This is a genomic window from Paraburkholderia sp. NPDC080076, from assembly GCF_050281145.1.
Classification (GTDB): domain Bacteria; phylum Pseudomonadota; class Gammaproteobacteria; order Burkholderiales; family Burkholderiaceae; genus Paraburkholderia.
In genome coordinates, this window is record NZ_JBNNWQ010000003.1 from 89,203 (window position 1) to 114,002 (window position 24,800).

General features: G+C 62.6%; 26 protein-coding genes. 19 read left to right on the forward strand and 7 right to left on the reverse strand.

What is annotated here, in order from left to right:
* The first annotated feature begins 68 nt into the window (after nucleotides 1-68).
* The 14 genes from ACQKRQ_RS12695 to ACQKRQ_RS12760 all read left to right on the forward strand — a co-directional run bounded on the left by ACQKRQ_RS12695 (nucleotide 69) and on the right by ACQKRQ_RS12760 (nucleotide 12,692).
* Nucleotides 69-806, forward strand: a complete 738-nt coding sequence (locus ACQKRQ_RS12695) for a GntR family transcriptional regulator (protein ID WP_408180728.1) — start codon at nucleotides 69-71, stop codon at nucleotides 804-806.
* Between the two features lie 182 nt (nucleotides 807-988).
* Entirely contained in the window at nucleotides 989-1,972 is a 984-nt protein-coding gene (locus tag ACQKRQ_RS12700; RefSeq protein ID WP_132374266.1) for an ABC transporter substrate-binding protein, read from the forward strand.
* A gap of 35 nt (nucleotides 1,973-2,007) precedes the next feature.
* Nucleotides 2,008-3,006, forward strand: coding sequence for a tripartite tricarboxylate transporter substrate binding protein (locus ACQKRQ_RS12705; protein ID WP_132374267.1), 999 nt, complete (start codon nucleotides 2,008-2,010; stop codon nucleotides 3,004-3,006).
* 46 nt (nucleotides 3,007-3,052) lie between these two features.
* A complete protein-coding gene (locus tag ACQKRQ_RS12710) occupies nucleotides 3,053-3,433 on the forward strand; it encodes a VOC family protein (RefSeq protein ID WP_132374268.1) in 381 nt (126 codons plus the stop codon).
* A 189-nt stretch (nucleotides 3,434-3,622) separates the two neighbouring features.
* The gene (locus ACQKRQ_RS12715; RefSeq protein ID WP_132374269.1) at nucleotides 3,623-4,141 is read left to right on the forward strand and encodes a tripartite tricarboxylate transporter TctB family protein; all 519 of its coding nucleotides are present in this window, start codon (nucleotides 3,623-3,625) and stop codon (nucleotides 4,139-4,141) included.
* A gap of 12 nt (nucleotides 4,142-4,153) precedes the next feature.
* Nucleotides 4,154-5,701, forward strand: coding sequence for a tripartite tricarboxylate transporter permease (locus tag ACQKRQ_RS12720; protein ID WP_408289975.1), 1,548 nt, complete (start codon nucleotides 4,154-4,156; stop codon nucleotides 5,699-5,701).
* 87 nt (nucleotides 5,702-5,788) lie between these two features.
* Entirely contained in the window at nucleotides 5,789-6,361 is a 573-nt protein-coding gene (locus ACQKRQ_RS12725) for a chromate transporter (RefSeq protein ID WP_427477272.1), read from the forward strand.
* Nucleotides 6,351-6,887 carry a chromate transporter gene (locus ACQKRQ_RS12730; RefSeq protein ID WP_132374272.1) on the forward strand — a complete coding sequence of 179 codons (537 nt, stop codon included), beginning with the start codon at nucleotides 6,351-6,353 and terminating at the stop codon, nucleotides 6,885-6,887. Before ACQKRQ_RS12725 ends, ACQKRQ_RS12730 begins: the two co-directional genes overlap by 11 nt.
* Before the next feature lie 16 nt (nucleotides 6,888-6,903).
* Nucleotides 6,904-7,545: a glutathione S-transferase family protein gene (locus tag ACQKRQ_RS12735; RefSeq protein WP_408430544.1), complete on the forward strand. Its 642-nt coding sequence runs from the start codon at nucleotides 6,904-6,906 to the stop codon at nucleotides 7,543-7,545.
* Between the two features lie 286 nt (nucleotides 7,546-7,831).
* Entirely contained in the window at nucleotides 7,832-8,563 is a 732-nt protein-coding gene (locus tag ACQKRQ_RS12740; RefSeq protein WP_427477275.1) for a FadR/GntR family transcriptional regulator, read from the forward strand.
* A 149-nt stretch (nucleotides 8,564-8,712) separates the two neighbouring features.
* Nucleotides 8,713-9,480 (forward strand): SDR family oxidoreductase, encoded by a 768-nt coding sequence (locus tag ACQKRQ_RS12745; RefSeq protein WP_132374275.1) that lies wholly within the window; start codon nucleotides 8,713-8,715, stop codon nucleotides 9,478-9,480.
* Between the two features lie 81 nt (nucleotides 9,481-9,561).
* Nucleotides 9,562-10,854, forward strand: coding sequence for an MFS transporter (locus tag ACQKRQ_RS12750; RefSeq protein WP_427477277.1), 1,293 nt, complete (start codon nucleotides 9,562-9,564; stop codon nucleotides 10,852-10,854).
* 44 nt (nucleotides 10,855-10,898) lie between these two features.
* Nucleotides 10,899-12,146, forward strand: a complete 1,248-nt coding sequence (locus tag ACQKRQ_RS12755) for an enolase C-terminal domain-like protein (protein ID WP_427477279.1) — start codon at nucleotides 10,899-10,901, stop codon at nucleotides 12,144-12,146.
* Nucleotides 12,147-12,440: 294 nt separating this feature from the next.
* Nucleotides 12,441-12,692, forward strand: a complete 252-nt coding sequence (locus ACQKRQ_RS12760) for a hypothetical protein (protein ID WP_427477281.1) — start codon at nucleotides 12,441-12,443, stop codon at nucleotides 12,690-12,692.
* 64 nt (nucleotides 12,693-12,756) lie between these two features.
* Here the strand turns inward: ACQKRQ_RS12760 and ACQKRQ_RS12765 are convergent, their stop codons facing one another.
* Nucleotides 12,757-13,005: a hypothetical protein gene (locus ACQKRQ_RS12765; protein ID WP_132374279.1), complete on the reverse strand. Its 249-nt coding sequence runs from the start codon at nucleotides 13,003-13,005 to the stop codon at nucleotides 12,757-12,759.
* Nucleotides 13,006-13,083: 78 nt separating this feature from the next.
* Nucleotides 13,084-13,464, reverse strand: a complete 381-nt coding sequence (locus ACQKRQ_RS12770; protein WP_427477283.1) for a hypothetical protein — start codon at nucleotides 13,462-13,464, stop codon at nucleotides 13,084-13,086.
* Nucleotides 13,465-14,254: 790 nt separating this feature from the next.
* Here ACQKRQ_RS12770 and ACQKRQ_RS12775 point away from each other — a divergent pair.
* Nucleotides 14,255-15,187: a TauD/TfdA dioxygenase family protein gene (locus ACQKRQ_RS12775; RefSeq protein ID WP_427477285.1), complete on the forward strand. Its 933-nt coding sequence runs from the start codon at nucleotides 14,255-14,257 to the stop codon at nucleotides 15,185-15,187.
* 11 nt (nucleotides 15,188-15,198) lie between these two features.
* Here ACQKRQ_RS12775 and kdgR read toward each other — a convergent pair whose 3' ends face one another.
* The 3 genes from kdgR to kduI all read right to left on the reverse strand — a co-directional run bounded on the left by kdgR (nucleotide 15,199) and on the right by kduI (nucleotide 17,831).
* Nucleotides 15,199-16,071 (reverse strand): DNA-binding transcriptional regulator KdgR, encoded by an 873-nt coding sequence (gene kdgR / locus ACQKRQ_RS12780; RefSeq protein WP_132374282.1) that lies wholly within the window; start codon nucleotides 16,069-16,071, stop codon nucleotides 15,199-15,201.
* A gap of 100 nt (nucleotides 16,072-16,171) precedes the next feature.
* Nucleotides 16,172-16,942 (reverse strand): 2-dehydro-3-deoxy-D-gluconate 5-dehydrogenase KduD, encoded by a 771-nt coding sequence (gene kduD / locus ACQKRQ_RS12785; RefSeq protein WP_427477287.1) that lies wholly within the window; start codon nucleotides 16,940-16,942, stop codon nucleotides 16,172-16,174.
* Between the two features lie 52 nt (nucleotides 16,943-16,994).
* Nucleotides 16,995-17,831 carry a 5-dehydro-4-deoxy-D-glucuronate isomerase gene (gene kduI, locus ACQKRQ_RS12790; RefSeq protein WP_427477289.1) on the reverse strand — a complete coding sequence of 279 codons (837 nt, stop codon included), beginning with the start codon at nucleotides 17,829-17,831 and terminating at the stop codon, nucleotides 16,995-16,997.
* Nucleotides 17,832-18,101: 270 nt separating this feature from the next.
* On the opposite strand from kduI, the gene kdgT reads away from it, so the two are divergent.
* Entirely contained in the window at nucleotides 18,102-19,118 is a 1,017-nt protein-coding gene (gene kdgT / locus ACQKRQ_RS12795) for a 2-keto-3-deoxygluconate transporter (RefSeq protein ID WP_427477291.1), read from the forward strand.
* A gap of 64 nt (nucleotides 19,119-19,182) precedes the next feature.
* On the opposite strand, the gene ACQKRQ_RS12800 is transcribed toward kdgT, so the two are convergent.
* Nucleotides 19,183-19,782 carry a GNAT family N-acetyltransferase gene (locus ACQKRQ_RS12800; RefSeq protein WP_427477293.1) on the reverse strand — a complete coding sequence of 200 codons (600 nt, stop codon included), beginning with the start codon at nucleotides 19,780-19,782 and terminating at the stop codon, nucleotides 19,183-19,185.
* 87 nt (nucleotides 19,783-19,869) lie between these two features.
* On the reverse strand, nucleotides 19,870-21,315 hold the full coding sequence (locus ACQKRQ_RS12805; protein WP_427477295.1) for an NAD-dependent succinate-semialdehyde dehydrogenase: 1,446 nt from the start codon (nucleotides 21,313-21,315) through the stop codon (nucleotides 19,870-19,872).
* A 319-nt stretch (nucleotides 21,316-21,634) separates the two neighbouring features.
* On the opposite strand from ACQKRQ_RS12805, the gene ACQKRQ_RS12810 reads away from it, so the two are divergent.
* From ACQKRQ_RS12810 to hpnI, 3 genes are all read left to right on the forward strand, one after another.
* The gene (locus ACQKRQ_RS12810) at nucleotides 21,635-21,838 is read left to right on the forward strand and encodes a cold-shock protein (protein ID WP_007181784.1); all 204 of its coding nucleotides are present in this window, start codon (nucleotides 21,635-21,637) and stop codon (nucleotides 21,836-21,838) included.
* A 334-nt stretch (nucleotides 21,839-22,172) separates the two neighbouring features.
* Nucleotides 22,173-23,594 (forward strand): hopanoid biosynthesis associated radical SAM protein HpnJ, encoded by a 1,422-nt coding sequence (gene hpnJ / locus ACQKRQ_RS12815; protein WP_427477299.1) that lies wholly within the window; start codon nucleotides 22,173-22,175, stop codon nucleotides 23,592-23,594.
* Nucleotides 23,591-24,751 (forward strand): bacteriohopanetetrol glucosamine biosynthesis glycosyltransferase HpnI, encoded by a 1,161-nt coding sequence (gene hpnI, locus ACQKRQ_RS12820; RefSeq protein ID WP_132374289.1) that lies wholly within the window; start codon nucleotides 23,591-23,593, stop codon nucleotides 24,749-24,751. Before hpnJ ends, hpnI begins: the two co-directional genes overlap by 4 nt.
* Nucleotides 24,752-24,800 lie beyond the last annotated feature (49 nt).

Consider the following 24,800-nt stretch of genomic DNA (forward strand, 5'->3'; position numbering starts at 1 on the left):
TTCGCAAGAATGAAATCGTGAAAAGTAAAGTGTTGACATTTTTCAGGGCGCCACCTAGACTCGTTTTCATGGACACTGATCACATCTCCCCTACCGTCTCTCTAGCTGATTTCCGGGCGCATACGCTGACCGGTGTCGTGCAGCACGAGATCGAGCGAATGATTCTGAGCGGCGAGTTGAAGCCGGGACAACGGCTCAATGAGAAGGCAGTCGCGGACAAGCTTTCGGTGAGCCGCGGGCCTGTGCGTGAGGCATGTCGCGCGCTGGCTGAACTGGGCCTCGTGTATCTGATTCCGCAGCGCGGCGTATTCATTCAGCGCGTCACGCGAGACGATGCAATCGAAGTCTACGATCTGCGCGCAGGTCTCACGGCATTGTCGGCGTCGTTGCTCGCGCCGCTCTTGACGGACGACATGGCAACCCAGCTCGACGCGTATGTCGACGAGATGCAGGAAGCCGCGCAGAAAGGCGATTTTTCGCGATTCGATCCGTTGAACCTCGAGTTCCACGACTACATCGTGCGATCAACGGGGAACTCGCGATTGATCAAGCTGTATCGCGGTTTCGTCAAGGAATTTCATCTGTTCCGGGTGCATGGAATGGTTCAGCGCGGCGCGCTGCTTCAGTCGAATGAAGAGCACCGCGAGATCGTCAATGCGCTCAAATCGCGCAACGCGAGCCTGAGCTACGAGATGAGTTTCAGTCACGTGTCGAAGGGCAAGGAGCGCATGCTTGTCGCGTTGGACGGCATGGTGAAATCCGGCGAGGAAGCTGCAGCGCCGCCGGCCACGGATCAGATCGCCTGACCAGGCCGGTTACCAGAAAAACCGAAGCACCTCCGCGTTTAACGAGCGCGGATTGATGGGCACCCAACGTCGAGTCGGGCGCAGGAGTATTAGTTTGCACTGCGAAATACGTAAGCGTTTTTCAGATTTATTTTTGAGCACTCTTCCCCAGTTTATATACCAGCCTACGGCGCTTTACTTCTATGCTTGAACTATCGCTGGCTTGTCAGATTACCGACCGCACACGTGCGCTGATCGACGGAAAGGTCGCGATCGACGGATGCAAGGTCAACTTCGTGAATGGGCCTGCCGAAGAACTCTTTCAACGTGCGTTCCGCCACGGCGAATTCGATATCTCGGAACTCTCGCTCGGCACGCATCTTTTGACCACCGCTCGTGGGCAAACCAGTTACATCGGCGTGCCGGTGTTTCTGTCACGGTCGTTCCGTCATTCGGCGATCTATATCCGTACCGATCGCGGCATTGATTCTCCGCAAGCGCTAAAGGGCCGCCGCATCGGCGTGCCCGACTTTCAGCAGACGGCGGGCATCTGGGTGCGCGGCATGCTCGCCGATGAATACGGTGTGAGCAGCCGCGACGTGAAGTGGGTGATCGGCGGCCTCGAGCAGGCTGGCCGCGAGGCGCGGGTGCCTTATAACCTGCCGTCCGCTATCCAGGTGGAACCGATTGCGTCGGACCAGACACTCGCGCGCCTGCTCGACAGAGGCGAGATCGACGCGTTGATCGCGCCGAAACCACCATCGTGCTTCGGCCGCAATGAACACGTGCAGCGCCTTTTTCCCGCTTTCCGCGAAAACGAGGAAGCGTGGTTCCGCAAAACACGGCTGTTCCCGCCCATGCACATGGTCGGCATTCGCCGCTCGCTCGTCGAACAGCATCCGTGGCTGCCGGTCAATGTGTTTGCCGCGTTCAGGAAGTCGCGCGATATCGCGCTCGGCGAGCTCGCGATCACCGACACGCTGCGCGTAATGCATCCGTGGATCACATCCGAATACGAGTGCGTCAAATCACTGATGGGCGATGACTACTGGCGCTACGGTCTGAAAGAGAACCGTACCGACCTCGACACGTTGCAGCGCTATGCGAAAAGCGACGGCCTGATCCAGGACGAGGTGCCGATGGAGAGACTCTTCGCCGCCAGCACCTTCGACGCATTCAATTTTTAAACCGTCATAGACCACCATAAACAGGAGACGAAGTGATGAGGAGGAGGCTTGAGACATCGAGTGTCGCACGTGGCATCTGTGTTGCGTTGCTTGCAGCGTGCGCGACGCTCGCGAATGCCGCGGACGCATGGCAGCCTCGACGGCCGGTCGAGATCGTGGTGCCGAGCGCGCCGGGTGGAGGACTCGACCTGGTCGCGCGCACGCTGCAGAGCGTGATTCAGCAGGAGAAGCTCTCGACCAAACCGGTAACGGTCATCAACCGTCCGGGCGGCGGAGGCACCGTCAGTATCGCGTACATCAATTCACACGAAGCCGACGGCCATTTCGTCACGGTTCAGGCGCTACCGCTGATCACCAACCGGATCACGGGCCTTTCCACGGTAGGCATCGACGACGTGACGCCGCTCGCCGTATTCGTCACCGAACAGGTCGTGTTCTCGGTGCCGGGCAATTCGCCGATCAAATCGGGCAACGATCTCGTGCAGATGCTCAAGAAAGACCCGACCACCGTGACGCTGGGCGTGTCGAGTTCGCCCGGCGGCCAGAGTCACGATGCCGCGGCGCTGGTCATGAAGGGCGCCGGGCAGGATCCGAAGAAGATCAAAGTCGTGTTCTTCGATTCAGGCGGTGAAGCATTGACGGCGCTGATGGGCGGCCACGTGACCGCGGCTGCGACGCCCGCCGGCGTGGTGCTCGGACCGAGCAAGTCGGGCAGCGTGCGCATGATCGCGATTCCCGGCGGCACGCGTCAAGGCGGCGAACTGGCGAACGTGCCGACGTGGAAAGAGCAGGGCATCAATGTGGACTTCACGACATGGCGCGTGCTGGTCGGTCCGAAGAACATGACCCCCGCCGAAATTGCATGGTGGGACAACGTATTGCAGAAGGCCACTGCGTCACCGGAATGGGCGGCAGCCGTGAAGCGCAATCTGTGGACCGCCGACTACAAGAACAGCACTCAGACGCGTGCTTTCCTTCAGGGCGAGCGCAATCGCCTGACCCCTCTGCTTGGCGAGCTTGGCATCGCGAAGTAGCGAATTTTTCTTTTAACCCGCAGTACCTATCGACATGGAGATCCATATGTCACGCATCGTTCACCTCGCAGTCAAGGTCGACGACCTCGAGCAGGCCACGCGTTTCTATACCGAAGTGTTCGGCTTCAAGGAAGTGAAGACCGGGCGCAACCGCGAACACATTTCGCGTCACATGACCGATGGTCACATCGACTTTACGCTGATGAAGTACGACAGCGAAGACTCGCACGAAGCGCAGATCGCGGGCGCCGGTCCGCGTCTGCACCACTGGGGCGTCACGGTCGACGACCAGGAAGCCGCTGCCGAGAAGATCAAGCAGTACGGCGGCGAGATTCTCTCGGCAAAGGGCGAGGGCGCACTCAAGTTTCGCGCACCGGACGGCACGATCGCCGAAGTGGTGAAGCCGGGCCGCTACAACGAGAAGTGATGCGGCGCTGTCGTTGCTGACAGGTAGTGGCGCACGGGGGCAACCCGGCGCAAGCGGCGCGCGCGGCATGCCCGGCATGGCGCGCACGCGGATCAACGAGCACGACTACGCGAGTCCGCGCGGACTGTGCGAACCGTCGGTGGTCGCTGCGTTTGGCGACCACCAACGGAGTCGAACTCTGGAGGAGACATGAAAAGCATCAGAAGCGACGTATGGCTCGCATTCTGCGTGATGGCGCTCGCCGCCGTGTACCTGTACATGGACATGCGTTTGCCGGAAGTCCGGCTGAGCGATCCGCTCGGGCCTAAAGCGTTTCCGGCTCTCGTCGGCGTGGGATTGATCGCCTCGGCGCTCGTCCTTCTACTCGAAGGGCGCGGCAAGGCGCATGCGCAAGCGGCCGAACCGGTTCCCGCACCAACAGTGGCCGATGCGGAGCATGGCCACGTGGACCATGCCGTGCCGGAGCCGAAGCAACGTCCGTTCATTCTGATCAGCATGGTTGTCTGGACTGCCATCTATTACCTGTGTTTCGAGCCTGCCGGGTACGTACTCTCGACCTCGGTCTTTCTGTTTGGCTTGCTCAGCTATTTCAATCGCCAGCGCCACAAAACCAATCTCGCCATCGCGCTCGGCGTGACAGTGGTTTTCGATCTGCTGTTTTCCCAGCTTCTCGGCGTTCCGGTGCCGACCGGCCTTCTCCCATTCTGAGGCGTTCGCATCATGGACAGTCTGCATGGCATTCTGCACGGACTCGCGGTTGCCGCGACGCCGATGCATCTCATGTATACGCTTTTCGGCGTTTTCATCGGCACGATGATCAGCCATTTGCCGGGCATCGGCCCGTCGGCGGGGATTGCGTTGCTGATTCCGGTGACCTTCGGCATGGATCCCATTTCCGCGCTCATGATGCTCACCGGCATTTACTACGGCTGCATGTACGGCGGCGCGGTCACGGCGATCCTGCTCAATACGCCGGGCGACGCCGCAGCGGTGATGACGGTGCTCGACGGCTATCCACTGGCGAGGAAAGGCAGAGCGGCCGCGACGCTGGCGATTGCCGCCGTCAGCTCGTTCATGGCCGGCATGATGGGTGTGACCGCGCTCGCGTTCGTGGCGGCGCCGCTCGCTGCCGTCGCGCTGCATTTCGGACCCACTGAATATTTCGCGCTGATCTGCTTCGCGTTGTCGACGGTCGGTGCGCTCACCGGCGACTCGCTGGGCAAGGGCATGATGGCGGTGTTCATGGGACTCGGTCTCGCGACCGTGGGCATCGACCTGCAAAGCGGGGTGCCGCGTTTTACGCTCGGTCTCACGCAATTGCAGGATCGCGTGAATTTTCTGGTGGTCGTGGTGGGCCTTTTCGCGATTGCCGAAGTCAGCCGGATGGTCGAAGGCACGTTGGGCGGCACGCTGCATACGGTGCGTGTCGAAGGCAAGCTGTGGTTCACTCGCGCGGAGTGGCGGCGCGCGCGGCCCGCGATCTTCCGCGGCTCGGCAGTCGGCTTTCTCTGCGGCGCGGCGCCGGGCCTCGGCGGCACGCTCGCGGCCATGCTCTCGTACGTGCTGGAAAAGAAAATCTCGAAGCATCCGGAAGAGTTTGGCCACGGCGCCATTGAAGGTGTCGCGGCGCCGGAAGCAGCGACCAACGCGGACACGTGCGGCGCGTTCGTGCATCTGCTGGCGCTCGGCGTGCCGGGTTCCGGGGCGACGGCGGTGATCATGGGCGCGTTCATCATGTACGGCATGCAGCCGGGCCCCATGCTGTTTCACACGCAACCGGATCTCGTGTGGGGGCTCATCGCGAGCATGTACGTCGGCAACATCATGCTGTTGCTGCTCAATCTGCCGCTCGTGGGCATTCTGTCGCGCATTCTGTACGTGCCGTCCGGCGTGCTGCTCTGTTTGATCCTGGTGATTGCGTCGGCGGGGGTGTATTCGTTCAGTAACGACGTGTTCGATCTTTTCCTTGCGCTGTTCTTCGGCATTGTCGGTTACGCGTTTCGCAAGTTCGATATTCCCAAGGCGCCGCTGCTGTTCGGGCTGATTCTCGGCCATACGCTCGAGCAGTCGTTCCGTCAGGCGTTGACCATTTCGAATGGCGATCCGAGCGTGTTTCTTCGCAGTCCGATTGCCGCAAGTCTGCTCGGCTGTGCTGCCATTAGTGTGGGGGCTTCGATCTGGAGCCGTCGGAGAAAGTCTTCGAAGCTCGTGCGGGAAGTAGAAGAGCAGGTCGCAGCCGCGCATCGGCTGGCGAACGAGCGGCATTGAGTTCCACCCCACGTTTTGCCGGGTTTTACTTATGCATGCAGCCGTCGCTGCCTGCGCCGCGATATGACCAGCAGAAGGAAAGCCCGCATGCAATCACTATCCGAGCGCAAGTCGAGCGACGTGTCGTTGCTGGAAATTTTTCTGCTGTTCGCGCGGGTCGGACTGACGAGTTTCGGCGGCGGACTGTCCGCATGGATTTACCGCGAGGTGGTCACGCAACGAGGATGGCTGGAAGAAGATGAATTCCTCGGCGCGCTGACGCTCGGCCAGATCCTGCCAGGCTCGAACGTGATCAATCTGTCGATCTATGTCGGCTACCGCATGAAAGGCGCGATCGGCAGCACAGTGGCCGTGTCGGCCTTGCTCGTCCCGCCCATGGTGGTGATCGTTCTGCTCGCCACCGTGTTTCATCAGTTCGCGCAACTCGCGTGGCTGCATGAGTTTCTCGAAGGTGTCGCCGCGGCGGCGATCGGCATGACCGCATCGGTGGGCTTTCGTACCGCGCGCTCGCTGCTCGCGATACAACGCTGGCCGCTGGTGATGATCGTCGCGGTTTTCGTTGCGGTCGGCGTACTGCGCTGGCCGCTCGTGCCGGTCGCTATAGTGGCGGGCGCGGCGGGACTATACGTTGCGTGGAGGAGCGGCCAGCGTGCGCGATAACATCTATCTGCAACTGATCGCGGTATTCGCGCCGTTGTCGCTTCTCTCGCTGGGTGGCGGGCAAAGTATCGTCGCCGATATCAACCAGCAGACGGTGGCGATCCACGGTTGGGTGACGCAGGCCGAATTCGTCGACCTGTTCGCGATCTCGCGCGCGGCGCCCGGACCGGGCGCATTGCTCACGACGTTGATCGGTTGGAAGGCGGCGGGCTTCCTCGGCGCGGTGATTGCGTCGCTCGCACTGTTCGTGCCGTCTTCGGTGCTCGCCTACGGTGCGACGCTGGCGTGGACGCGGCACAAACAGCACCCTTGGCATCGGACGGCGGAGCAGGGCCTCGCGCCGATCGCTACCGGGCTGATTCTCGCCGGCGCGTTTTCCGTGCTGCGAGCTTCTTCGTCGACGTGGACGATCTGGGCGCTTGCCGCCATCGCGTTGAGCCTCTTTCTTTCGCGGCCGAAGATGAATCCCTTGATCGTTCTGTTCGCCGCGGGTCTCGTGAATGTGATAATCGGCCACGTTCTCTAGCTAACGAGGTATGGCAATGCAGGTCTATGGCAGGCGCAGTTCGATCAACGTGCAGAAAGTGCTGTGGTGTCTCGCCGAACTGGGTTTCGAAGAGGGGCGGGAGTTTTCGCGCATCGACGCGGGACTGGAGTACGGTGTGATCGACACGCCGCAATATCGCGCGCTCAATCCGAATGGACTGGTGCCGACGCTCGTCGACGGCGAGTGCGTGTTGTGGGAGTCGAACACGATCGTCCGTTATCTGGCCGCGAAATATGATGCGCAGACGCTCTTGCCGTCCGACCCGGCTGCCCGTGCCGACGTCGAGCGCTGGATGGACTGGCAACTCGGCACGCTGTGGGCGACGTTGCGCGTCGCGTTCCTCGGGCTGACGCGTGTGCCGGAGGCGCAACGCGATTACGACGCGATCAAGCGTTCATATCGTGACGCAACGCGGCTCCTGGGCATTGCCGACGCGGCCCTCGAAAAGCACGACTATCTCGCGCAAGATCGCTTTACCGCGGCCGATATCGGCGTCGGGCTCGCGGCGCACCGTTGGGTGCAACTGGCTGAGCGCTTCCCCGAGAAGTTGGAGGCTCCGCCGCCGTTGCCTTCCTTAAACCGATGGCTTCAGGCGATCAAGGCAAGGCCGGCGTTTTCCGTGGCGGTCGCTCCTTAAGCGGCTATCTGGGCGGCGAATAGTTGCGCGTTCTATCGTCGCCTATCTCTTCCTTTGAAGAAATCCGGTACGTGCAGGGTTCTGTGGCCATAAGCAATCGACTGCGCGTGCCATGACCGCCGAATGATCTGATCATTTCCCGCCAGAATCCGCACCCGCCGCCCACTCGCCCGCCCGCTCGGGCATCTCCATCCATTCCTTCCGACAGTCCGGGTCAACCCGCATTGCCATCTCAAGTTCTTGCGACTATCTTTCTACATCATACGTATGACCTAGAGAGTGAATCGTGGCAACTTTGCACAGGCAGGTCCTGAACCAGATGGGCGAGCAGATCTGTTCAGGCAAGTTCATGCCCGGCGATATTCTTCCCGCCGAGCCCGTGCTTGCCGAACAGATGCAGGTGAGCCGCATCACCATCCGCGAAACGATGAAGTCGCTGTCCGCCAAGGGCATGCTTCAGGTGCGCCGCCGCTACGGCACCGTCGTGCTGCCGCGTTCGCAATGGCAGTTGTTCGACCCGGACGTGATCACATGGCGGGCGCGCGCGAGTGCCGTCGAGCCGGGCCTCATCGAAGATCTGATGGAGTTGCGTCTGATCATCGAGCCGAACGCGGCCCGGCTCGCCGCGAAACGCGCGAGCGCGGAAGATCGCGTCGCGGTCCGGCGCGCGTTCAAGCTGATGGAGCGCGCGGTCGCCGGGCACGGCGAATATGTTCCCGCCGACCTTGCGTTTCACGGCGCCATTCTCACGGCCTGCCACAACCAGTTTGTCCAGCAGATGCAGAACGCGCTGTCGGCGATTCTGCGTACCAGTTTCGAACTCAGCTCGGAGATCGAGGGTGGGCCGGCTCGTTCGCTGCCCATGCACGAGGCGCTGTGCGTGGCGATCGAGCAGGGCGATCCCGTGGCGGCGGAACAGGCCGTGCTTACGCTGATCCAGCGCGCCGAGCAGGACTTCGAGGACCGTGCCGCGCTCGATCGCAGCGCTAACGAGAAGCCCGTCTCACGAATCGCCTGAACCACGCAACACGACCACACGAGGCGGCCTCTTAGGCGGACCGTCCAGAAGCAGCGCCGTTGCATCCCCAACTCATTTATCGCGGCTGTCATGACGACACGCGAGGGGCGCACTCGCGCCTCGTTGCCGAACTTCGAGAGGACACTTGCATGACACAGTTATTCGATCTGAGCGGCCGCACGGCGCTCATCACCGGATCGGCGCGCGGCATCGGCTTCGCGTTCGCCGAAGGCCTCGCTGCCGCCGGCGCCGGCGTGATCCTGAACGGCACGCGCGCCGACACGGTGGCGCAAGCCGTTGAGCGGCTCAGCGCCAAGGGCCTGAAGGCACAAGGCCGCGCCTTCGACGTGACCGACGAAGCCGCCGTCGCCGAAGCCTTTGCGCAATGGGACAAGGACGGTGTGCAGATCGACATCGTGATCAACAACGCCGGCATCCAGTTTCGCAAACCGCTCGTCGACCTCGAACTGAGCGACTGGCAGCGTGTGATCGACACCAACCTCACGAGCGCATTCATCGTCGCGAAGCAGGCTGCGCGCCGCATGATCGCGCGCGGCACGGGCGGCAAGATCATCAACATCGGTTCGCTGACGAGCGAGGCCGGGCGAGCGACGGTCGGCGCCTATACGGCGGCGAAGGGCGGCATCAAGATGCTGACCCGCGCCATGAGCGCCGAGTGGGCGGCCGCGAACATTCAGGCCAATGCCATTGGTCCGGGCTACATCCTGACCGACATGAACAAGCCGCTGATCGAAAACGCCGCGTTCGATGCGTGGGTCAAGAACAGCAATCCTTCGCAACGCTGGGGCAAGCCGGAAGAACTCGTCGGCACGGCGGTGTATCTGGCGTCGCCGGCTTCGAGCTACGTGAACGGCCAGATCATTTACGTGGACGGCGGCTGGCTGGCCGTACTGTAAAGACCGATTCGCGCGGATAGAGCACAACCAAAACACCGCCCGCGCCAGATAGTGAGTATGCCGTACCGATCCGGAGACATCATGGAAAGCGTCAAACCCGTAGCACCCCAAAGATGGTGGTATCTGATGCCCATCATCTTCATCACCTACAGCCTCGCGTATCTCGATCGCGCGAACTACGGCTTCGCCGCCGCGGCCGGCATCGATCGCGATCTCGGCATCACGCACGGCACGTCGTCGCTGATCGGTTCGCTGTTCTTTCTCGGGTACTGCCTGTTTCAGGTGCCCGGCGCGATTTACGCGCAACGCAATAGCGTGAAGAAGCTGATCTTCTTTAGCCTGATTCTCTGGGGGCTGTGCGCGGCGGCCACCGGCATGGTCAGCAACATTCCGATGCTGATGGTGCTGCGCTTCGTGCTCGGCGTGGTTGAGGCAGCCGTCATGCCGTCGATGCTGATGTACATCAGCCGCTGGTTCACCAAGACCGAGCGCTCGCGCGCCAACACCTTCCTGATTCTCGGCAATCCGGTGACGGTGTTGTGGATGTCGGTGGTGTCCGGCTACCTGGTGCACAGTTTCGGCTGGCGCGAGATGTTCATCCTCGAAGGTTTGCCCGCGCTCGCGTGGGCGGTTGTGTGGTGGTTCACGGTGAAGGATCGCCCGGCCGACGCGCCGTGGATGAGCGATGCCGAAAAGACCGAACTCGACGCACGCCTGAAAGCCGAGCAGGCGCATATCGCACCGGTGCGCGACTACAAGGCCGCGTTCCGCTCGTCGATCGTGTTGAAGTTCTGTGCGATTCACGCGTTGTGGAGCATCGGCGTGTACGGCTTCATCATGTGGCTGCCGTCGATCCTCAAGACGGCGTCGACGATCGACATCGTCTCGGTCGGCTGGCTCGCCGCGGTTCCGTATCTCGCGGCGATCATCCTGATGCTGCTCGCGTCGTGGCTGTCGGACAAGACGCGCAACCGCAAGCTGTTCGTCTGGCCGCTGCTGCTGGTGGGCACGATTGCGTTCGTGGCGTCGTACCTGATCGGCGGCTCGCATTTCTGGCTCTCGTTCGCGCTGCTGGTCGTGGCGGGCGCAACGATGTACGCACCGTACGGGCCGTTCTTCGCCCTCGTGCCGGAGCTGATTCCGGGCAACGTGCTGGGCGGCGCGATCGGTCTGATCAACGCGTGCGGCGCGCTGGGCGCGTTCGCCGGCTCATGGGTGGTGGGATACCTGAACGGCGCGACCGGCAGCCCGGCGGCTTCCTATATTTTCATGGCGGGCGGCCTGCTGTCGTCCGTGATCCTGATGATGACGGTGCCGGCGAGTTCCGATGAACGTGCGAAGCGCGAAGCATCGCTGTCGCTGCATCGCACGTAACGCTAGTCGATCGAACTCATTGGCTGAAACCTGGCAGATACAACATGGCAACCCTGATTACCGATGTAAAAGTCATCCTGACCGCGCCGGAAGGCATCAACCTGATCGTCGTCAAGGTGGAAACGAACCAGCCCGGTCTCTATGGGCTGGGATGCGCGACGTTCGCCTACCGGCACGTCGCGGTGCAGTGCCTGATCGAGGAGTATCTGCGGCCGCTGCTGATCGGGCGCGACGCGGACGCGATCGAGGAACTGTGGCAACTGATGCATCAGAACGCGTATTGGCGCAACGGACCGATCGAGAACAACGCGATTTCCGGCGTCGATATGGCGCTATGGGACATCAAGGGCAAACTGGCGAACATGCCGCTATACCAGCTGTTCGGCGGCAAGTGCCGCGAAGGCGTGCCGATCTATCGTCACGCGGATGGCCGCGATCTGAACGAGTTGTGCGAGAACATCCAGAAGTATCGCGAGCAGGGCATCACGCACATTCGCTGCCAGAGCGGCGGGTACGGCGGAGGCGGCTTCGGCAAGGCGCCGGCGAGCGCGCCGCAAGGCGCCGCGGACGGCGTCTATCTCGACAGTCGGAAGTACATACGCGATACGCTCAAGCTGTTCGACGGCATTCGCAGCAAGATCGGTTTCGACGTCGCGCTGTGTCACGACGTGCACGAACGTTTGAAGCCGGTCGAAGCGATCCGCTTCGCGTGCGAACTGGAACGGTACGAGCTGTTCTTTCTCGAAGACGCGATCGCGCTGGAGGAGGGGGAATGGATGCGCCAGTTACGCGCCAAAACGACCACGCCGCTGGCACAGGGCGAGCTGTTCAACAATCCCTATGAATGGCGCTTCATGATCACGGAGCGCCTGATCGACTTCATCCGCGTGCATCTCAGCCAGATCGGCGGCATTACCGCCGGACGCAAGCTGCAGATCTTTGCCGAGCAATTCGGGGTTCGGACGGCGTGGCACGGCCCCGGCGACATGTCGCCATTGGCGCATGCGGCGAATATTCATATCGATCTGGCCGCGCGCAATTTCGGGGTGCAGGAATGGTCGGGCACCGAGCCGCCGAACTTCGTGATCCAGGACCTGAAAGGGCCGAGGGCAGCCTTGCTCGAAGTCTTCCCGGGCCTGCCCGAGTTCAGGCAAGGCCACGTCTACGCCAACGACAAGCCGGGTCTCGGCGTCGATATCGACGAAGCCGAGGCCGCGAAATATCCGTGCGAAAACAGCGTGACGACGTGGACACAAACGCGGCTGAAAGACGGTACGCTGCAAACGCCGTGAAGCACCCGAGTTTGTCTGGCACGTTAGCCCCACGACTGTGGCGCCGTAAAAAACGCGACTGTGCGCGCAAGGCACAACAGTCTCTCCATTGATGTCCGGGAAACGGCTGGTTTCGAGCAAATGAAATTTAAAAAACACTCGCTGAACAGCCGTTTTTCATTGTAGTGGCAGCAGCAACAGTGAATTCAGGATTGGCGGATTTATCCCGCCGCGCTGGCCACCTACACTCAAGCTACCGCTGCAACGACAGCCCTATCCGCAGCGCGTAGAAAGACAATCTTTGGAGGTGGTTTCATGAAGTCGCTCATTCAAACCGTGGCTATCGCCGTTGTTCTTGCCGCGCCGGTAGCCGCGTTTGCTCAGTCGTCCAACGAGCCTGTATCGCAAGGCGCGCAGGCTGCGCAAGCACAGGCCTCGAGCCAGCAAGGCGCGGCTCAAGCCGACAACAGCGGATATGGTTCAGCCAGCGTTGGCTCGTGGCAAGCAGGTCAGAGTAACAACACGACGGTCAGCTCGTACTCGCCGCCGATTCGCAACGCGCGTTAAGCGATTCACGAAGCGCGCGGCGAGCACATCGCCGCGCGCAAATCCTATTGTCTTTTTCTGTCTTCTATGACGTGCGCAACAGTGTCATCTCGTTGTGCAGCAACGCCAGCAAATCATCATCGCTAGGCCGCGTGCCCCAGTGCCGCGCGCCCGCCACTGACGCAATCGCGATCCACGAGTGAGGTGGAAACCATTCGCGCAACAGTGTGCCGTCCTGACGCAAACACAATTGACCGGTTTGTTCGCTATATTCGGCGCAGATCAGCGTGTTGTTGATTTGCGCGGTGACTCGTCTTGGATCGCTGCGTAGCAAATCGTCGCTCCTACAGAAGGTGTGGCGCGAATGCGTGCGCGGCACGGCCGCGTGATCGACGCGGCCGCGGCCTATGCATCAATGATCGCCGTGCCCGTGGCCGTGGTCGTCGCCATGACCATGCCAGCCGTTATCGTGACCGCGCCAGTCGCCGTGCGGACCACGCGCTTCATGCCACTCGCGTCCGCCGTGATGTCGATCTTCCCACTCGCGCCGTTCCCAGTAGCGGTGGCCGTCGTAATAGCGCTCGCCGTACCAGCCCGGACTCACCACGACCACCGGCGGAGCCGGCGCATAGACCGGCGGCGGCGGGGCATACACGGGTTCGGGCGCATAAGCGACGCCCGGAATGCCGATGTTCACGCCCACATCGACGTGGGCCAGCGCGACCGACGATGCGCCGATTCCGAGACCCGCGACAATCGCCATGGACAGCCAGCGGTTTTGTGATTGGTTCATGTTTTATTTCCGGCTTCTACGATGGTGAGTGGAAAGTCTTGCGCGGCTCGCGCTCAATAGCGATCGTGATAGTGGTTGTGGTAGCCGCCTTCCGGCACCACGATGCAACCGCCCAATGCACTGCCGAGCGTGACAGCCAGAATGACCAGCGCGAAAATTCTTTTCATGACATTGCTCCTGTTTCCTTGTGACCCGAACTCTACTGAGCCGCGGCATTTCCGGTGTGTTTGTGTGTAACAGGACGTGTCGATTGCGATGCATGCCGGCAAGGCGCGCGTCGCTTCAATAGCGTGCGTCAGCGCGCAGCGAGGAGGTAGGGCTCGGCGGGCAGTTGAGCGCGCAAGCCATTGAACGCGTTGCGGAAAAGACGGCGTGGTCGCGCGTCTCGCGTGTTGCGGAGCGCTGAATGGCGCGTGTAGTGGCAGCCGTTAAGCGTGTAGTGGCGCCTATCGTTGCAGCTATGCCGTACAGATACATTCGGTTGCAGACTAGCTGTGCCGACGGGCATCGTCGAGCGATTTTTGGACGCGACCGGTGCGTGTGCATGCGTTCGCGCGATGCGCGCGCCTCGATAGCGAACCTGAGCGGCAGCATCGCGGCGATATCGGCGCCATCGCGTCCATGCGCGATCCTCACGACGTCGCATGTGATAAGCACATGAAAAACAAGTGTTTTACGCGCGCCGCCAAGACTGGTTAGATCGCTGGGTCGGCTGTGTGTCAGTCCGCGCGCCGGCTGACACGCTGAGCCGCCTCGTCCTCGATCGTCCTCACACCAGGAGTTGCATAGCATGTCGAACCTCAGTCTCGCGACGTCCAACGCACTGGACATTCATCCCGTCACTGGCCGCATCGGCGCGGAAATTCGCGGCGTACGCCTGTCGAGCCAGCTTGAGCCGGCCACCGTCGAAGCGATTCGTGCGGCGCTGGTACGTCACAAGGTGATATTTTTCCGCGACCAGACGCACTTGCAGGACGCCGATCAGGAAGCCTTCGCCAAGCTGTTCGGCGAGCCGGTTTCGCATCCCACGGTGCCGGTGGTGGACGGCACGGACTATCTGCTCGAACTCGACTCGCATCGCGGCGGCCGCGCCAATTCATGGCACACGGACGTGACCTTCGTCGACGCCTATCCGCAGGCGTCGATCCTGCGCGGCGTGACGATTCCCGAAGTGGGCGGCGACACGGTCTGGGCCAACACGGCGACCGCCTACGACGATCTGCCGCCGCCGCTCAAAGCGCTCGCCGATCAGCTCTGGGCCGTGCACAGCAACGACTACGACTACGCGAATCACACCAGCGTCGGCGAGCGTGGCCGCGACGCTGAAGCGATCAAGCGTCATCGCGAGGCGTTCGTGTCGACGCGTTACGAGACCGAGCATCCGGTCGTGCGCGTGCATCCGGAATCCGGCGAAAAGACGCTGATTCTCGGGCACTTCGTAAAGAGCTTCGTGGGTCTCACGCCGAGCGCGTCGGCGCATCTGCTGGAACTGCTGCAAGGCTACGTGACGCGTCTGGAGAACATCGTGCGCTGGCGCTGGCAGACGGGCGACGTCGCGATCTGGGACAACCGCGCGACCCAGCACTACGCGGTCAACGACTATGGCGACGCGCACCGCGTGGTGCGTCGCGTGACGCTGAAGGGCGACGTGCCGGTGAGTGTGGACGGCCGCCGCAGTTTCACGCGCAGCGTGCAGCCGAATCCGGCGGCGAAGGCGGCCTGACGGCTCGTGGTTCAGCCCGGCTCGGCGGCGATCTGTTGCGGCGCCGGCGCTTGCCGATAACCGAGCCGTGTCGAGATCGCGAGGCCCGATTTCTTGAGCAGCGCGACATAGTGCGACTTCGTGTCGGCGCCGCAGCGCATGGTCGGAAACGAAATCGACAGGCCGGCGATCACGCGGCCGAAGCGGTCGAACACCGGCACCGCGAGACACCGCAGACCTTCTTCCTGTTCCTCGTTGTCCTCGCCGTAGCCTTGCTCGCGCACGTGCGGCAGGATGCTCAGCACGGCTTCGGCGGACGAGAGCGTCTTTTGCGTCGACTTGCGGAATTCGACGTGCGAGAGCACCTCGCGCGCGTCGGCCGGGTCCATCCACGCGAGCAAGACTTTGCCGATCGCGGTGCTGTGCAGCGGGTTGCGCCGGCCGATGCGCGACTGCATGCGCAGCCCGTAGTCGGCGTCGATCTTGTGAATGTAGATGATGGCGTCTTCGTCGAATGCGCCGAGGTGCACGGCCTCGCGCGTCGCTTCGCCGATGCGGCGCATCTCGACATCAGCCTCGCGCACCAGATCGACACTTTCCAGCGCCTTCGCGCCGAGTTCGAACAGACGGATGGTCAGCCGGTAGCGCTCGGTTTCCACTTCCTGCGTCACGTAGCCGAGCGCTTTGAGCGTCTGGATCACGCGGTGCACGGTGGTCTTCGACATGCCGAGCCGTTGCGACAGTTCGCTGATGCCGATCTGTCCGCTGTCGCCGATCGCGCCGAGAATCGCGAAGACGCGGCCGATCGACGAGGCCGATTCGCCGCGCTCGCCGCAGTCGGCATTCTCCGCGTCTTGCGCCTGTGCGGTGCCGTCGTCCTTGCGCTGTTTGCCTGTTGATGCCATTTCCGTCTTCCCTGTCTATCTGTACCCGCGACGTTCCCGCAATGCCGGCACACGCCGGCGAGGCGCCGAGAGCATACCGCGTCCGGCGCGCGCTGCCGAGTCAGCGCGCGAGCCAGCCGCCGTCCACCGCCAGTGTATGCCCATGCACGTAGTCCGAAGCCGACGACGCGAGGAACACCACCGGTCCCGCGAGATCGTCCGGCGTGCCCCAGCGGGCGGCCGGAATGCGGCTGAGAATCTCGTCGTTGCGCTGCGCGTCGTCGCGCAGCGCGGCCGTGTTCGCGGTCGCCATGTAGCCCGGCGCGATTGCATTGACGTTGATGCCTTGCGACGCCCATTCGTTCGCGAGCAGCCGCGTCAGTCCGAGCACGCCGCTTTTCGACGCCGTATAGGACGCGACGCGGATGCCGCCTTGAAACGACAGCATCGACGCGACGTTGATGATCTTGCCGCCGCTTTGCTGCTTCACGAACTGCCGCGCGGCGGCCTGCGAGAGAAAGAACAGGCTTTTCAGATTGACGTCCACCACGGCGTCCCAGTCGGCTTCGGTGAAATCGAGCGCGTCGTCGCGGCGGATGATGCCCGCGTTGTTCACCAGCACGTCGACGCGGCCGAAGGCTTCGACCGCGGCGCGCACGATGTCCTCGACCGGCGCGATCGAGCCGAGATCGGCGCGCACGTCGGCGAAGCGGCGTCCGCAGGCTTCGATGCGTGCTGCGGTGTCGCCGGCGTCGGCACGGCTTACGCCGACGATGTCGCAACCAGCGGCGGCGAGCGCGACCGCCATGCCGGCGCCGAGGCCCGTGTTGCTGCCGGTGACGATGGCGACGCGGCCGGTGAGATCAAAGGGGTTCACGATGTTCGAGCCCATGTCGTGCGGTCGTAGTGGCAGAGGTCAAAAAGCGGCGTAAAAAAGCGGCCCATCAACGCAAGTCCCGAACCGCGATGTGATCCATGTCGCTGAACACCTGGTTTTCACCGACCATGCCCCAGATGAACGTGTACGCCTGCGTGCCGACGCCCGAGTGAATCGACCAGCTCGGCGAGATCACCGCCTGCTCGTTGTGCACGAGAATGTGCCGCGTCTCGTTCGGCTCGCCCATCATGTGAAAGACGGCGGCGTCGTCGGCGACGTTGAAGTAGAAATACACCTCCATGCGGCGCTCGTGCGTATGGCACGGCATGGTGTTCCACAGGCTGCCGGATTCGAGTTTGGTCATGCCCATGGAAAGCTGGCAGGTGGGCAGCACCTCGGGAACGATGAACTTGTAGATGGTGCGGCGGTTGCTCGTGGCGGGGTCGCCGAGAGTTTGCGGCGAGGCCTGCGCGAGCGAGATCGTGCGGGTCGGATACGACGTGTGAGCAGGCGCGCAGTTCAGATAGAACTTCGCCGGACGTGCGGCGTCGTCGCTGCCGAAGGCGATGGCCTGCGCACCTTGGCCGATGTAGATCGCCTCTTCGTTGCGCACCGTATGGCGCGTACCGTCCACGTCGACCCAGCCGTCGCCGCCGATGTTGATCGCGCCGAGTTCGCGCCGCTCCAGCAGATAGCTCACGCCGATCGTCTTGCCGAGCGAACTGGGCACCTCGACCGCGCGCGCCACCGGCATCACGCCGCCGACGATGATCCGGTCGATATGGCTATAGGTCAGCTTCAGCGCATCGCGCTCGAACACCTGATCGACCAGAAACGCCTTGCGCAGCCCGTCGGTATCCAGCGTCTTCGCGTATTCGCTGTTGATGGCCTGTCTCACTTCCATTGTTCTTTCTCCGCTGGGGTTGTGGGCTCGACTGTAGCGCAGAAATATCGTTTCGGAACAGTGGTCCGAAAATATTGCGACGCCGCATCATGACTGGCAAGGCTTTTGAAGATCACACGGGTAAACGATGAGCGCTATTTCTAACAGAAACGGAACAGCGTTCCTTTCACGGTGCTATATTGCGCCGAAAGGGAGCAGCCCGGCGTCAGAACGGGGACATTACCCAGGGTGAATTACCCAATAACTGGACGCGAAGTCCATGGAGGAGGCATGAAGCTCAAGAAGGCCATCGACCGCATTCCTGGCGGCCTGATGTTGGTGCCGTTGCTGCTCGGCGCCTGCGTCCACACGTTTGCGCCGGGCGCGGGCAAGTACTTCGGCTCGTTCACCAATGGGTTGATCTCCGGCACCGTGCCGATTCTGGCGGTGTGGTTCTTCTGCATGGGCGCGACCATCGATCTGCGGGCGACCGGCACGGTGCTGCGCAAGTCGGGCACGCTGCTGGTGACGAAAATGCTCGTGGCGTGGATCGCGACGATCATCGCGTCGCACTTCATTCCGCTCGACGGCGTCAAGGCGGGGCTCTTCGCCGGCCTTTCGGTGCTGGCGATCACGACGTCGATGGACATGACCAACGGCGGTCTCTACGCGGCTGTGATGCAGCAATACGGGACCAAGGAAGAGGCGGGCGCGTTCGTGCTAATGTCGATCGAATCGGGGCCGCTCGTCAGCATGATCATTCTCGGCGCGACCGGCGTGGCGTTCTTCGAACCGCGTCTGTTCGTCGGCGCGGTGCTGCCGTTTCTGGTCGGCTTCACGCTGGGTAACCTGGATGGCGAATTGCGCGAGTTCTTCGGCCGTTGCGTGCATCCGCTGATTCCGTTCTTCGGCTTTGCGCTCGGTAACGGCATCGACCTCAGCGTGATCGCGAAGAGCGGCTTGCCGGGCATCGTGCTGGGTCTCGGCGTGATCGTCGTGACGGGCATTCCGCTGATTCTCGCGGACCGCTGGATCGCCGGCGGCAATGGGGCGGCGGGGCTGGCGGCGTCGTCGACGGCGGGGGCCGCGGTGGCGAATCCGGCGATCATCGGCGAAATGATTCCGAGCTTCAAGCCGCTGGTGCCGGCCGCGACCGCGATGGTCGCGACGGCCTGCCTCGTGACCGCCATTCTGGTGCCGATCCTCACGGCGATGTGGGTGCGCCGGCATCATGCGCGCGATGCGTTACGCGAGGAGTTCGCGGCGGCCAACACGCCGCCGCTGAATGAGCGGGATGTGCATGTGTAGAGCAGGGTGAAGGCGGCTCGCTTGCGCTTTTCAGAAGCGTGAGCGGGCCGCGCGCTGGTTGGCTTTACCGCGCCAGCTTTGCCTCGAGCATCGCCTTCACCTCGTCCCATTCCTCGTCGATGATGCTAAAGCGCACCGAGTTGCGCTTACGCCCATCCGGCATGATGCGTTCGTGCCGGACCACGCCTTCCTGTTTCGCGCCGATGCGCAGAATCGCCGCGCGCGATTTCTCGTTGAGTTCGTCGGTGGTGAATTGCACGCGCACGCATTGCATCGCTTCGAATGCGTGGCACAGCAGCAGATACTTCGCCTCGGTATTCACCGCCGAGCGCTGCACCGATTCGCTCAGCCACGTGTGGCCGATTTCGAGTTTGCGATTGACCCGGTCGATCTTCCAGAACCGCGTGCTGCCGACCAGCGCGCCAGTGTCGCGCCGCACGATCACGAATGGCATCACGGTGCCGGCCGCGCGGCCTTCGAGCGCCGTTGCGATATAGCTGTCGATGCTGCCGGGTCCGGGCACCACGGTCAGCTTCATATTCCACAGTTGCCCGTCCGCGGCGGCGTCGAGCAAACCTTGCGTGTGTTCCCGCTGAAGCGGTCGCAGCTCCACGGTCTTGCCGGTCAGCGTGGCTTGCATGAGTTGTTGGGTGGTGTCGTTCATGGCAATAAAAAAGGTCCGCGAGCGACGGCTCGCGGACCCGGTACGGTGGTGTAAAAAGAGGCGGCCGGTGAGCCGCCTCGGTCCGTCTTAAACCGACATCACCGATACCGCCTTGGTGACCAGATAGCCTTCCATCGCTTCCGGGCCGCCTTCCGAACCGTAGCCCGAATCCTTCACGCCGCCGAACGGCATTTCCGGCGACGGCGTGGCCGGCTGGTTGATCCACAGCATGCCGACTTCCAGCTGCTGCGACAGCAGATGCACGTTGGTGAACGACTTCGTGAACGCGTAACCCGCCAGACCGTACGGCAGACGGTTGGCTTCGGCGATCGCTTCCTCGAGCTTGTCGAAGCCGCGAATCGCGGCGATCGGGCCGAACGGCTCGTTGTTGAACACGTCCGATTCGAGCGATACGTTGGTCAGCACGGTCGGCGCAAAGAAGTTGCCTTCCGAGCCCACGCGTTCGCCGCCGGTTTCGACCTTGGCGCCGGTCTTGCGCGCGTCGTCGAGCACCTTGCTCATCGCGGTGAGACGGCGTGCGTTGGCGAGCGGGCCGAGCGTGGTGCCTTCGACGAGGCCGTCGCCGAGCTTGAGGCCTTCAGCGTGCTTGACCAGCGCCGCGGCGAATTCTTCACGGATGCTGTTGTGCACGAGGAAGCGCGTCGGCGAGATGCAGACCTGACCGGCATTGCGGAACTTCGCGCCGCCCGCGGCTTTCACGGCGAGCGCCACGTCGGCGTCTTCGGCCACGATGACCGGCGCATGACCGCCCAGTTCCATCGTCGCGCGCTTCATGTGTGCGCCGGCCAGTGCCGCCAGTTGCTTGCCGACCGGCGTCGAGCCGGTGAACGTGACCTTGCGGATCACCGGATGCGGAATCAGGTAGCTCGAAATTTCAGCCGGGTCGCCGAACACGAGGCCGACCGTGCCCGCCGGCACACCGGCTTCGACGAAAGCCTGCAGCAGCGCAGCCGGCGATGCCGGGGTTTCTTCCGGCGCCTTGACGAGGAACGAGCAGCCGCACGCGAGCGCGGCGCTCAGCTTGCGCACCACCTGGTTGACCGGGAAGTTCCACGGCGTGAAGGCGGCTACCGGGCCGATCGGTTCCTTGAGCACCAGTTGCTGCGCCGCGAGATTGCGCGACGGCACGATCCGGCCGTAGACACGGCGGCCTTCGTCGGCGAACCATTCGATGATGTCCGCTGCCGCCAGCACTTCGACGCGTGCTTCGGCAAACGGCTTGCCCTGTTCCAGCGTCATCAGGCGGCCGATGTCCGAGGCGCGCTCGCGCACCAGCGCGGCGGCCTTGCGCATGGTCGTGGCGCGCTCGTTGGCCGGCACTTTGCGCCAGGCTTCGAAGCCGCGCTGCGCGGCGGCCAGCGCCCGGTCCAGATCGGCGATGCCGGCGTGCGCCACTTTGCCGATGGCCTTGCCGGTGGCAGGGTTGATGACGTCGAGGGTCTTGCCGCTGGCGGCGTCGCACCACTCGCCGTTGATCAGAAGTCGGGTATCCGTATAGTTCGAGGTGGCCATGCTGGGGTTCCTGTATAGGGGAAAACGACAGGTCGCGCGGTCGTGAAACATTGGGCTGGACCTGCGCGGCCATGGGTGGACTGCCGATAACCAAACATCTTATCTGATTGTGTGAAATCGCACCGGCGGCCTGCCCGGACTTGGTGCGCGGCACGCGTCTTGCGACTCGGCTGTTGCGGCGGCGGAAAACCGGGCGAAGCAGCGCCGCGTAAAGAAGCGTAGAGTCGAGCAGCGGTGACAGGATCCGGCGCACACCCGCGGCGGCGGGCGAAGCTCGGCGAATGCAGCCCAATCAACCCAGATGCACAGAGGAATCGACATGCCAACCGGTACAGTGAAATGGTTTAACGACGCAAAAGGCTTTGGTTTCATCACCCCCGACGACGGCGGCGAAGATCTGTTCGCCCACTTCTCGGAGATTCGTTCCGAAGGTTTCAAGTCCTTGCAGGAAAACCAGAAGGTCAGCTTTGAAATCAAGCAGGGGCCGAAGGGCAAACAGGCGGCGGATATCAAGCCGGTCTGACGTCATGGCCGGTTCGCGCGCGCAACGCGTGCGGCCGGCCATCAATCTGCATGATCCCCACATCGAAAAAAGCGGCTCGTTCACACGCTTGACATGAAGCGCCGTGAGCCGGATTTTGCCCGCTCGATCCTGGCTGCCGCACGTGGTCCGACGCCAGTTTCCAGGCACATGGAACAGCGCCGCGGGTATCGTCAGCGTCCGTATTTTCCTTAAGGTTTCCTTCAGCTTTGCTCCGTAGTATTTGCGCGATTCCCCCGCCGGGTGGCGGGCAATAGTTCCGATAGTTTGGCGACAGAGAACTGAAAGCGCCGATACAAGGCTTGCTGGAGCATCCATGAAAACCCTGTTCTTGCAGGCGCCGTCGTATGACGGCTTCGATGGTGGCGCGGGTTCGCGCTATCAGGCCAAGCGTGAAGTCCGCTCATTCTGGTATCCGACGTGGCTCGCGCAGCCCGCCGCACTCGTGCCCGACAGCCGTGTGCTCGACGCACCCGCCGACGGCCTGTCCGTCGAGGCATCGCTCGACATTGCGCAGCAATACGATCTGGTGTTGATCCACACCAGCACGCCGTCCTTTCCCACCGACGCGCTATTCGCCGAAGACCTGAAAAAGCGCAAGCCGTCGCTGCTGATCGGTATGGTCGGCGCGAAGGTGGCGGTCGATCCGCACAATTCGCTGACCGCGAGCGAGGCGATCGACTTCGTCTGCCGCGAGGAATTCGACTTCACCTGCCAGGAAATCGCCGAGGGCAAACCGTTCGCGCAGATCAAAGGGCTCAGCTATCGCAACCGCGACGGTTCGATCGAGCACAACGAAGCGCGCCCGATTCTCGAGAACATGGACGAACTGCCGTTCGTGGCGCCCGTGTACAAGCGCGATCTGAAGATCGACAACTACTTCATCGGCTATCTGAAGCATCCGTATGTATCGATCTATACGGGCCGCGGCTGCCGTTCGAAGTGCACCTTCTGTCTGTGGCCGCAAACCGTGGGCGGACATCGCTACCGCACGCGTTCGGTCGGGAACGTGCTGGCCGAAGTGAAGTGGATTCGCGACAACATGCCTGAAGTCAAGGAGATCATGTTCGACGACGACACCTTCACCGACTTCAAGCCGCGCGTCGAGGAAATCGCTCGCGGCCTCGGCAAACTGGGTGTGACGTGGTCGTGCAATGCGAAGGCGAACGTGCCGTACGCCACGCTCAAGATCATGAAGGAAAACGGCCTGCGCCTTCTGCTGGTCGGCTACGAATCCGGCGACGACCAGATCCTGCTGAACATCAAAAAAGGTTTGCGCACCGACATCGCGCGCCGTTTCAGCGACGATTGCCGCAAGCTCGGCATCAAGATTCACGGCACTTTCATTCTCGGTTTGCCGGGCGAAACGCAGGACACGATCCAGAAGACGATCGAGTACGCCAAGGAGATCAATCCGCACACGATCCAGGTGTCGCTCGCCGCGCCGTATCCGGGCACGACGCTCTACAACCAGGCGGTCGAAAACGGCTGGCTCGAAGAGAACAAGGTGATCAATCTCGTGAGCAAGGAAGGCGTGCAGTTGGCCGCGATCGGCTATCCGCATCTGTCGCGCGACGAGATCTACCATCAGCTCGAAAACTTCTATAAGCGGTTCTATTTCCGCCCATCGAAGATCTGGGAAATCCTGCGTGAGATGTTGACGAGCTGGGACATGATGAAACGGCGCTTGCGTGAAGGCGTCGAATTCTTCCGGTTCCTGCGCGCCCACGAGGCGTGAACGCCGCGCACCTGCTCGAAGTCACGCTGGCCTATGCGTGCGCGGCGGGCGCCGTTGTCGGCGTCGGCTACACTGTGCTCGCCGGCGCGTTGATCGGACGATTCTTCGCGCGAGCGGTGTCCGAGCCGAGCACCTTTCCGCCGGTCACCATCGTCAAACCGCTGCACGGTAACGAGTGGGCGTTGCTCGCCAATCTGTCGAGCTTCTGCCGGCAGGATTATCCAGGCCCCGTGCAATTCCTGTTCGGCGTGCACGACTCCGCCGACCCCGCGCTGCAAACCGTCGACGATCTGCGGCGCCACTTTCCCGAAGCCGACATCACCGTGGTGGCCGACACGCGCCTGTACGGCCCGAACCGCAAGATCAGCAACATCCTCAACATGCTGCCGCAAGCGCGGCACGACGTGCTCGTTTTCGCTGACAGCGACGTGAGCGTCGGCCCGAACTATCTGCGCAATGTGATCGGCGAGTTGCAGAAGCCCGGCGTCGGACTCGTCACCTGCGCGTATCGCGGACAGCCCGATCCGGGCTTCTGGCCGCGCCTGTCGGCCAAGGCGACCAACTATCAGTTCCTGCCGGGTGTCGTGACTGGTCTCGCGCTCGGGCTCGCGCGCCCGTGCTTCGGGCAGACCATCGTGATGCGGCGCGATACGCTCGAAAAAATCGGCGGCTTTACGCCGTTCGTGCGGCATCTGGCCGAGGACCATGCGATCGGCGAGGCGGTGCGCCTGCTCGGCGAGAAGGTGGTGATTCCGCCGTTCACAATCTCGCATGCTTGCGTCGAATCGAGCGCGGCGCAACTGATCGCGCATGAACTGCGCTGGAGCCGCACCATTCGCCGCATCGATCCGCTCGGCCATCTCGGCTCCGCGCTGGTTCATCCGTTCGCGTTCGCGTTGCTCGCGGTCATCTTCTCGGCAGGCGGCTGGTGGGCGTGGTCGCTCGCGCTGGCCGCCATGTGCGCGCGGCTCGCCTTGAAACTGCTGTCCGATCGCGCGTTGAAGCAGGCGCATCGCGATCTGTGGCTGCTGCCGTTCTGGGATATCGTATCGTTTGCGATCTTCGTCGCGAGCTTCTGGTCCTCGCGCGTGATCTGGCGAGGCGTCAGCTTCAAGGTGGATGGCGACGGCCTGTTGTCGGCGGCACAGGACGAATGAACGGCACCACGGATCGGTCATGATGCGCAGTTTTTTTAAAGCAGCGGTT

Bases quoted from the DNA above. Each gene is read 5' to 3' on its own strand.
- ACQKRQ_RS12695 (WP_408180728.1), top strand. From the start codon at position 69: ATGGACACTGATCACATCTCCCCTACCGTCTCTCTAGCTGATTTCCGG.
- ACQKRQ_RS12700 (WP_132374266.1), top strand. From the start codon at position 989: ATGCTTGAACTATCGCTGGCTTGTCAGATTACCGACCGCACACGTGCG.
- ACQKRQ_RS12705 (WP_132374267.1), top strand. From the start codon at position 2,008: ATGAGGAGGAGGCTTGAGACATCGAGTGTCGCACGTGGCATCTGTGTT.
- ACQKRQ_RS12710 (WP_132374268.1), top strand. From the start codon at position 3,053: ATGTCACGCATCGTTCACCTCGCAGTCAAGGTCGACGACCTCGAGCAG.
- ACQKRQ_RS12715 (WP_132374269.1), top strand. From the start codon at position 3,623: ATGAAAAGCATCAGAAGCGACGTATGGCTCGCATTCTGCGTGATGGCG.
- ACQKRQ_RS12720 (WP_408289975.1), top strand. From the start codon at position 4,154: ATGGACAGTCTGCATGGCATTCTGCACGGACTCGCGGTTGCCGCGACG.
- ACQKRQ_RS12725 (WP_427477272.1), top strand. From the start codon at position 5,789: ATGCAATCACTATCCGAGCGCAAGTCGAGCGACGTGTCGTTGCTGGAA.
- ACQKRQ_RS12735 (WP_408430544.1), top strand. From the start codon at position 6,904: ATGCAGGTCTATGGCAGGCGCAGTTCGATCAACGTGCAGAAAGTGCTG.
- ACQKRQ_RS12745 (WP_132374275.1), top strand. From the start codon at position 8,713: ATGACACAGTTATTCGATCTGAGCGGCCGCACGGCGCTCATCACCGGA.
- ACQKRQ_RS12750 (WP_427477277.1), top strand. From the start codon at position 9,562: ATGGAAAGCGTCAAACCCGTAGCACCCCAAAGATGGTGGTATCTGATG.
- ACQKRQ_RS12755 (WP_427477279.1), top strand. From the start codon at position 10,899: ATGGCAACCCTGATTACCGATGTAAAAGTCATCCTGACCGCGCCGGAA.
- ACQKRQ_RS12760 (WP_427477281.1), top strand. From the start codon at position 12,441: ATGAAGTCGCTCATTCAAACCGTGGCTATCGCCGTTGTTCTTGCCGCG.
- ACQKRQ_RS12770 (WP_427477283.1), bottom strand. From the start codon at position 13,464: ATGAACCAATCACAAAACCGCTGGCTGTCCATGGCGATTGTCGCGGGT.
- ACQKRQ_RS12775 (WP_427477285.1), top strand. From the start codon at position 14,255: ATGTCGAACCTCAGTCTCGCGACGTCCAACGCACTGGACATTCATCCC.
- kdgR (WP_132374282.1), bottom strand. From the start codon at position 16,071: ATGGCATCAACAGGCAAACAGCGCAAGGACGACGGCACCGCACAGGCG.
- kduD (WP_427477287.1), bottom strand. From the start codon at position 16,942: ATGGGCTCGAACATCGTGAACCCCTTTGATCTCACCGGCCGCGTCGCC.
- kduI (WP_427477289.1), bottom strand. From the start codon at position 17,831: ATGGAAGTGAGACAGGCCATCAACAGCGAATACGCGAAGACGCTGGAT.
- kdgT (WP_427477291.1), top strand. From the start codon at position 18,102: ATGAAGCTCAAGAAGGCCATCGACCGCATTCCTGGCGGCCTGATGTTG.
- ACQKRQ_RS12800 (WP_427477293.1), bottom strand. From the start codon at position 19,782: ATGAACGACACCACCCAACAACTCATGCAAGCCACGCTGACCGGCAAG.
- ACQKRQ_RS12805 (WP_427477295.1), bottom strand. From the start codon at position 21,315: ATGGCCACCTCGAACTATACGGATACCCGACTTCTGATCAACGGCGAG.
- ACQKRQ_RS12810 (WP_007181784.1), top strand. From the start codon at position 21,635: ATGCCAACCGGTACAGTGAAATGGTTTAACGACGCAAAAGGCTTTGGT.
- hpnJ (WP_427477299.1), top strand. From the start codon at position 22,173: ATGAAAACCCTGTTCTTGCAGGCGCCGTCGTATGACGGCTTCGATGGT.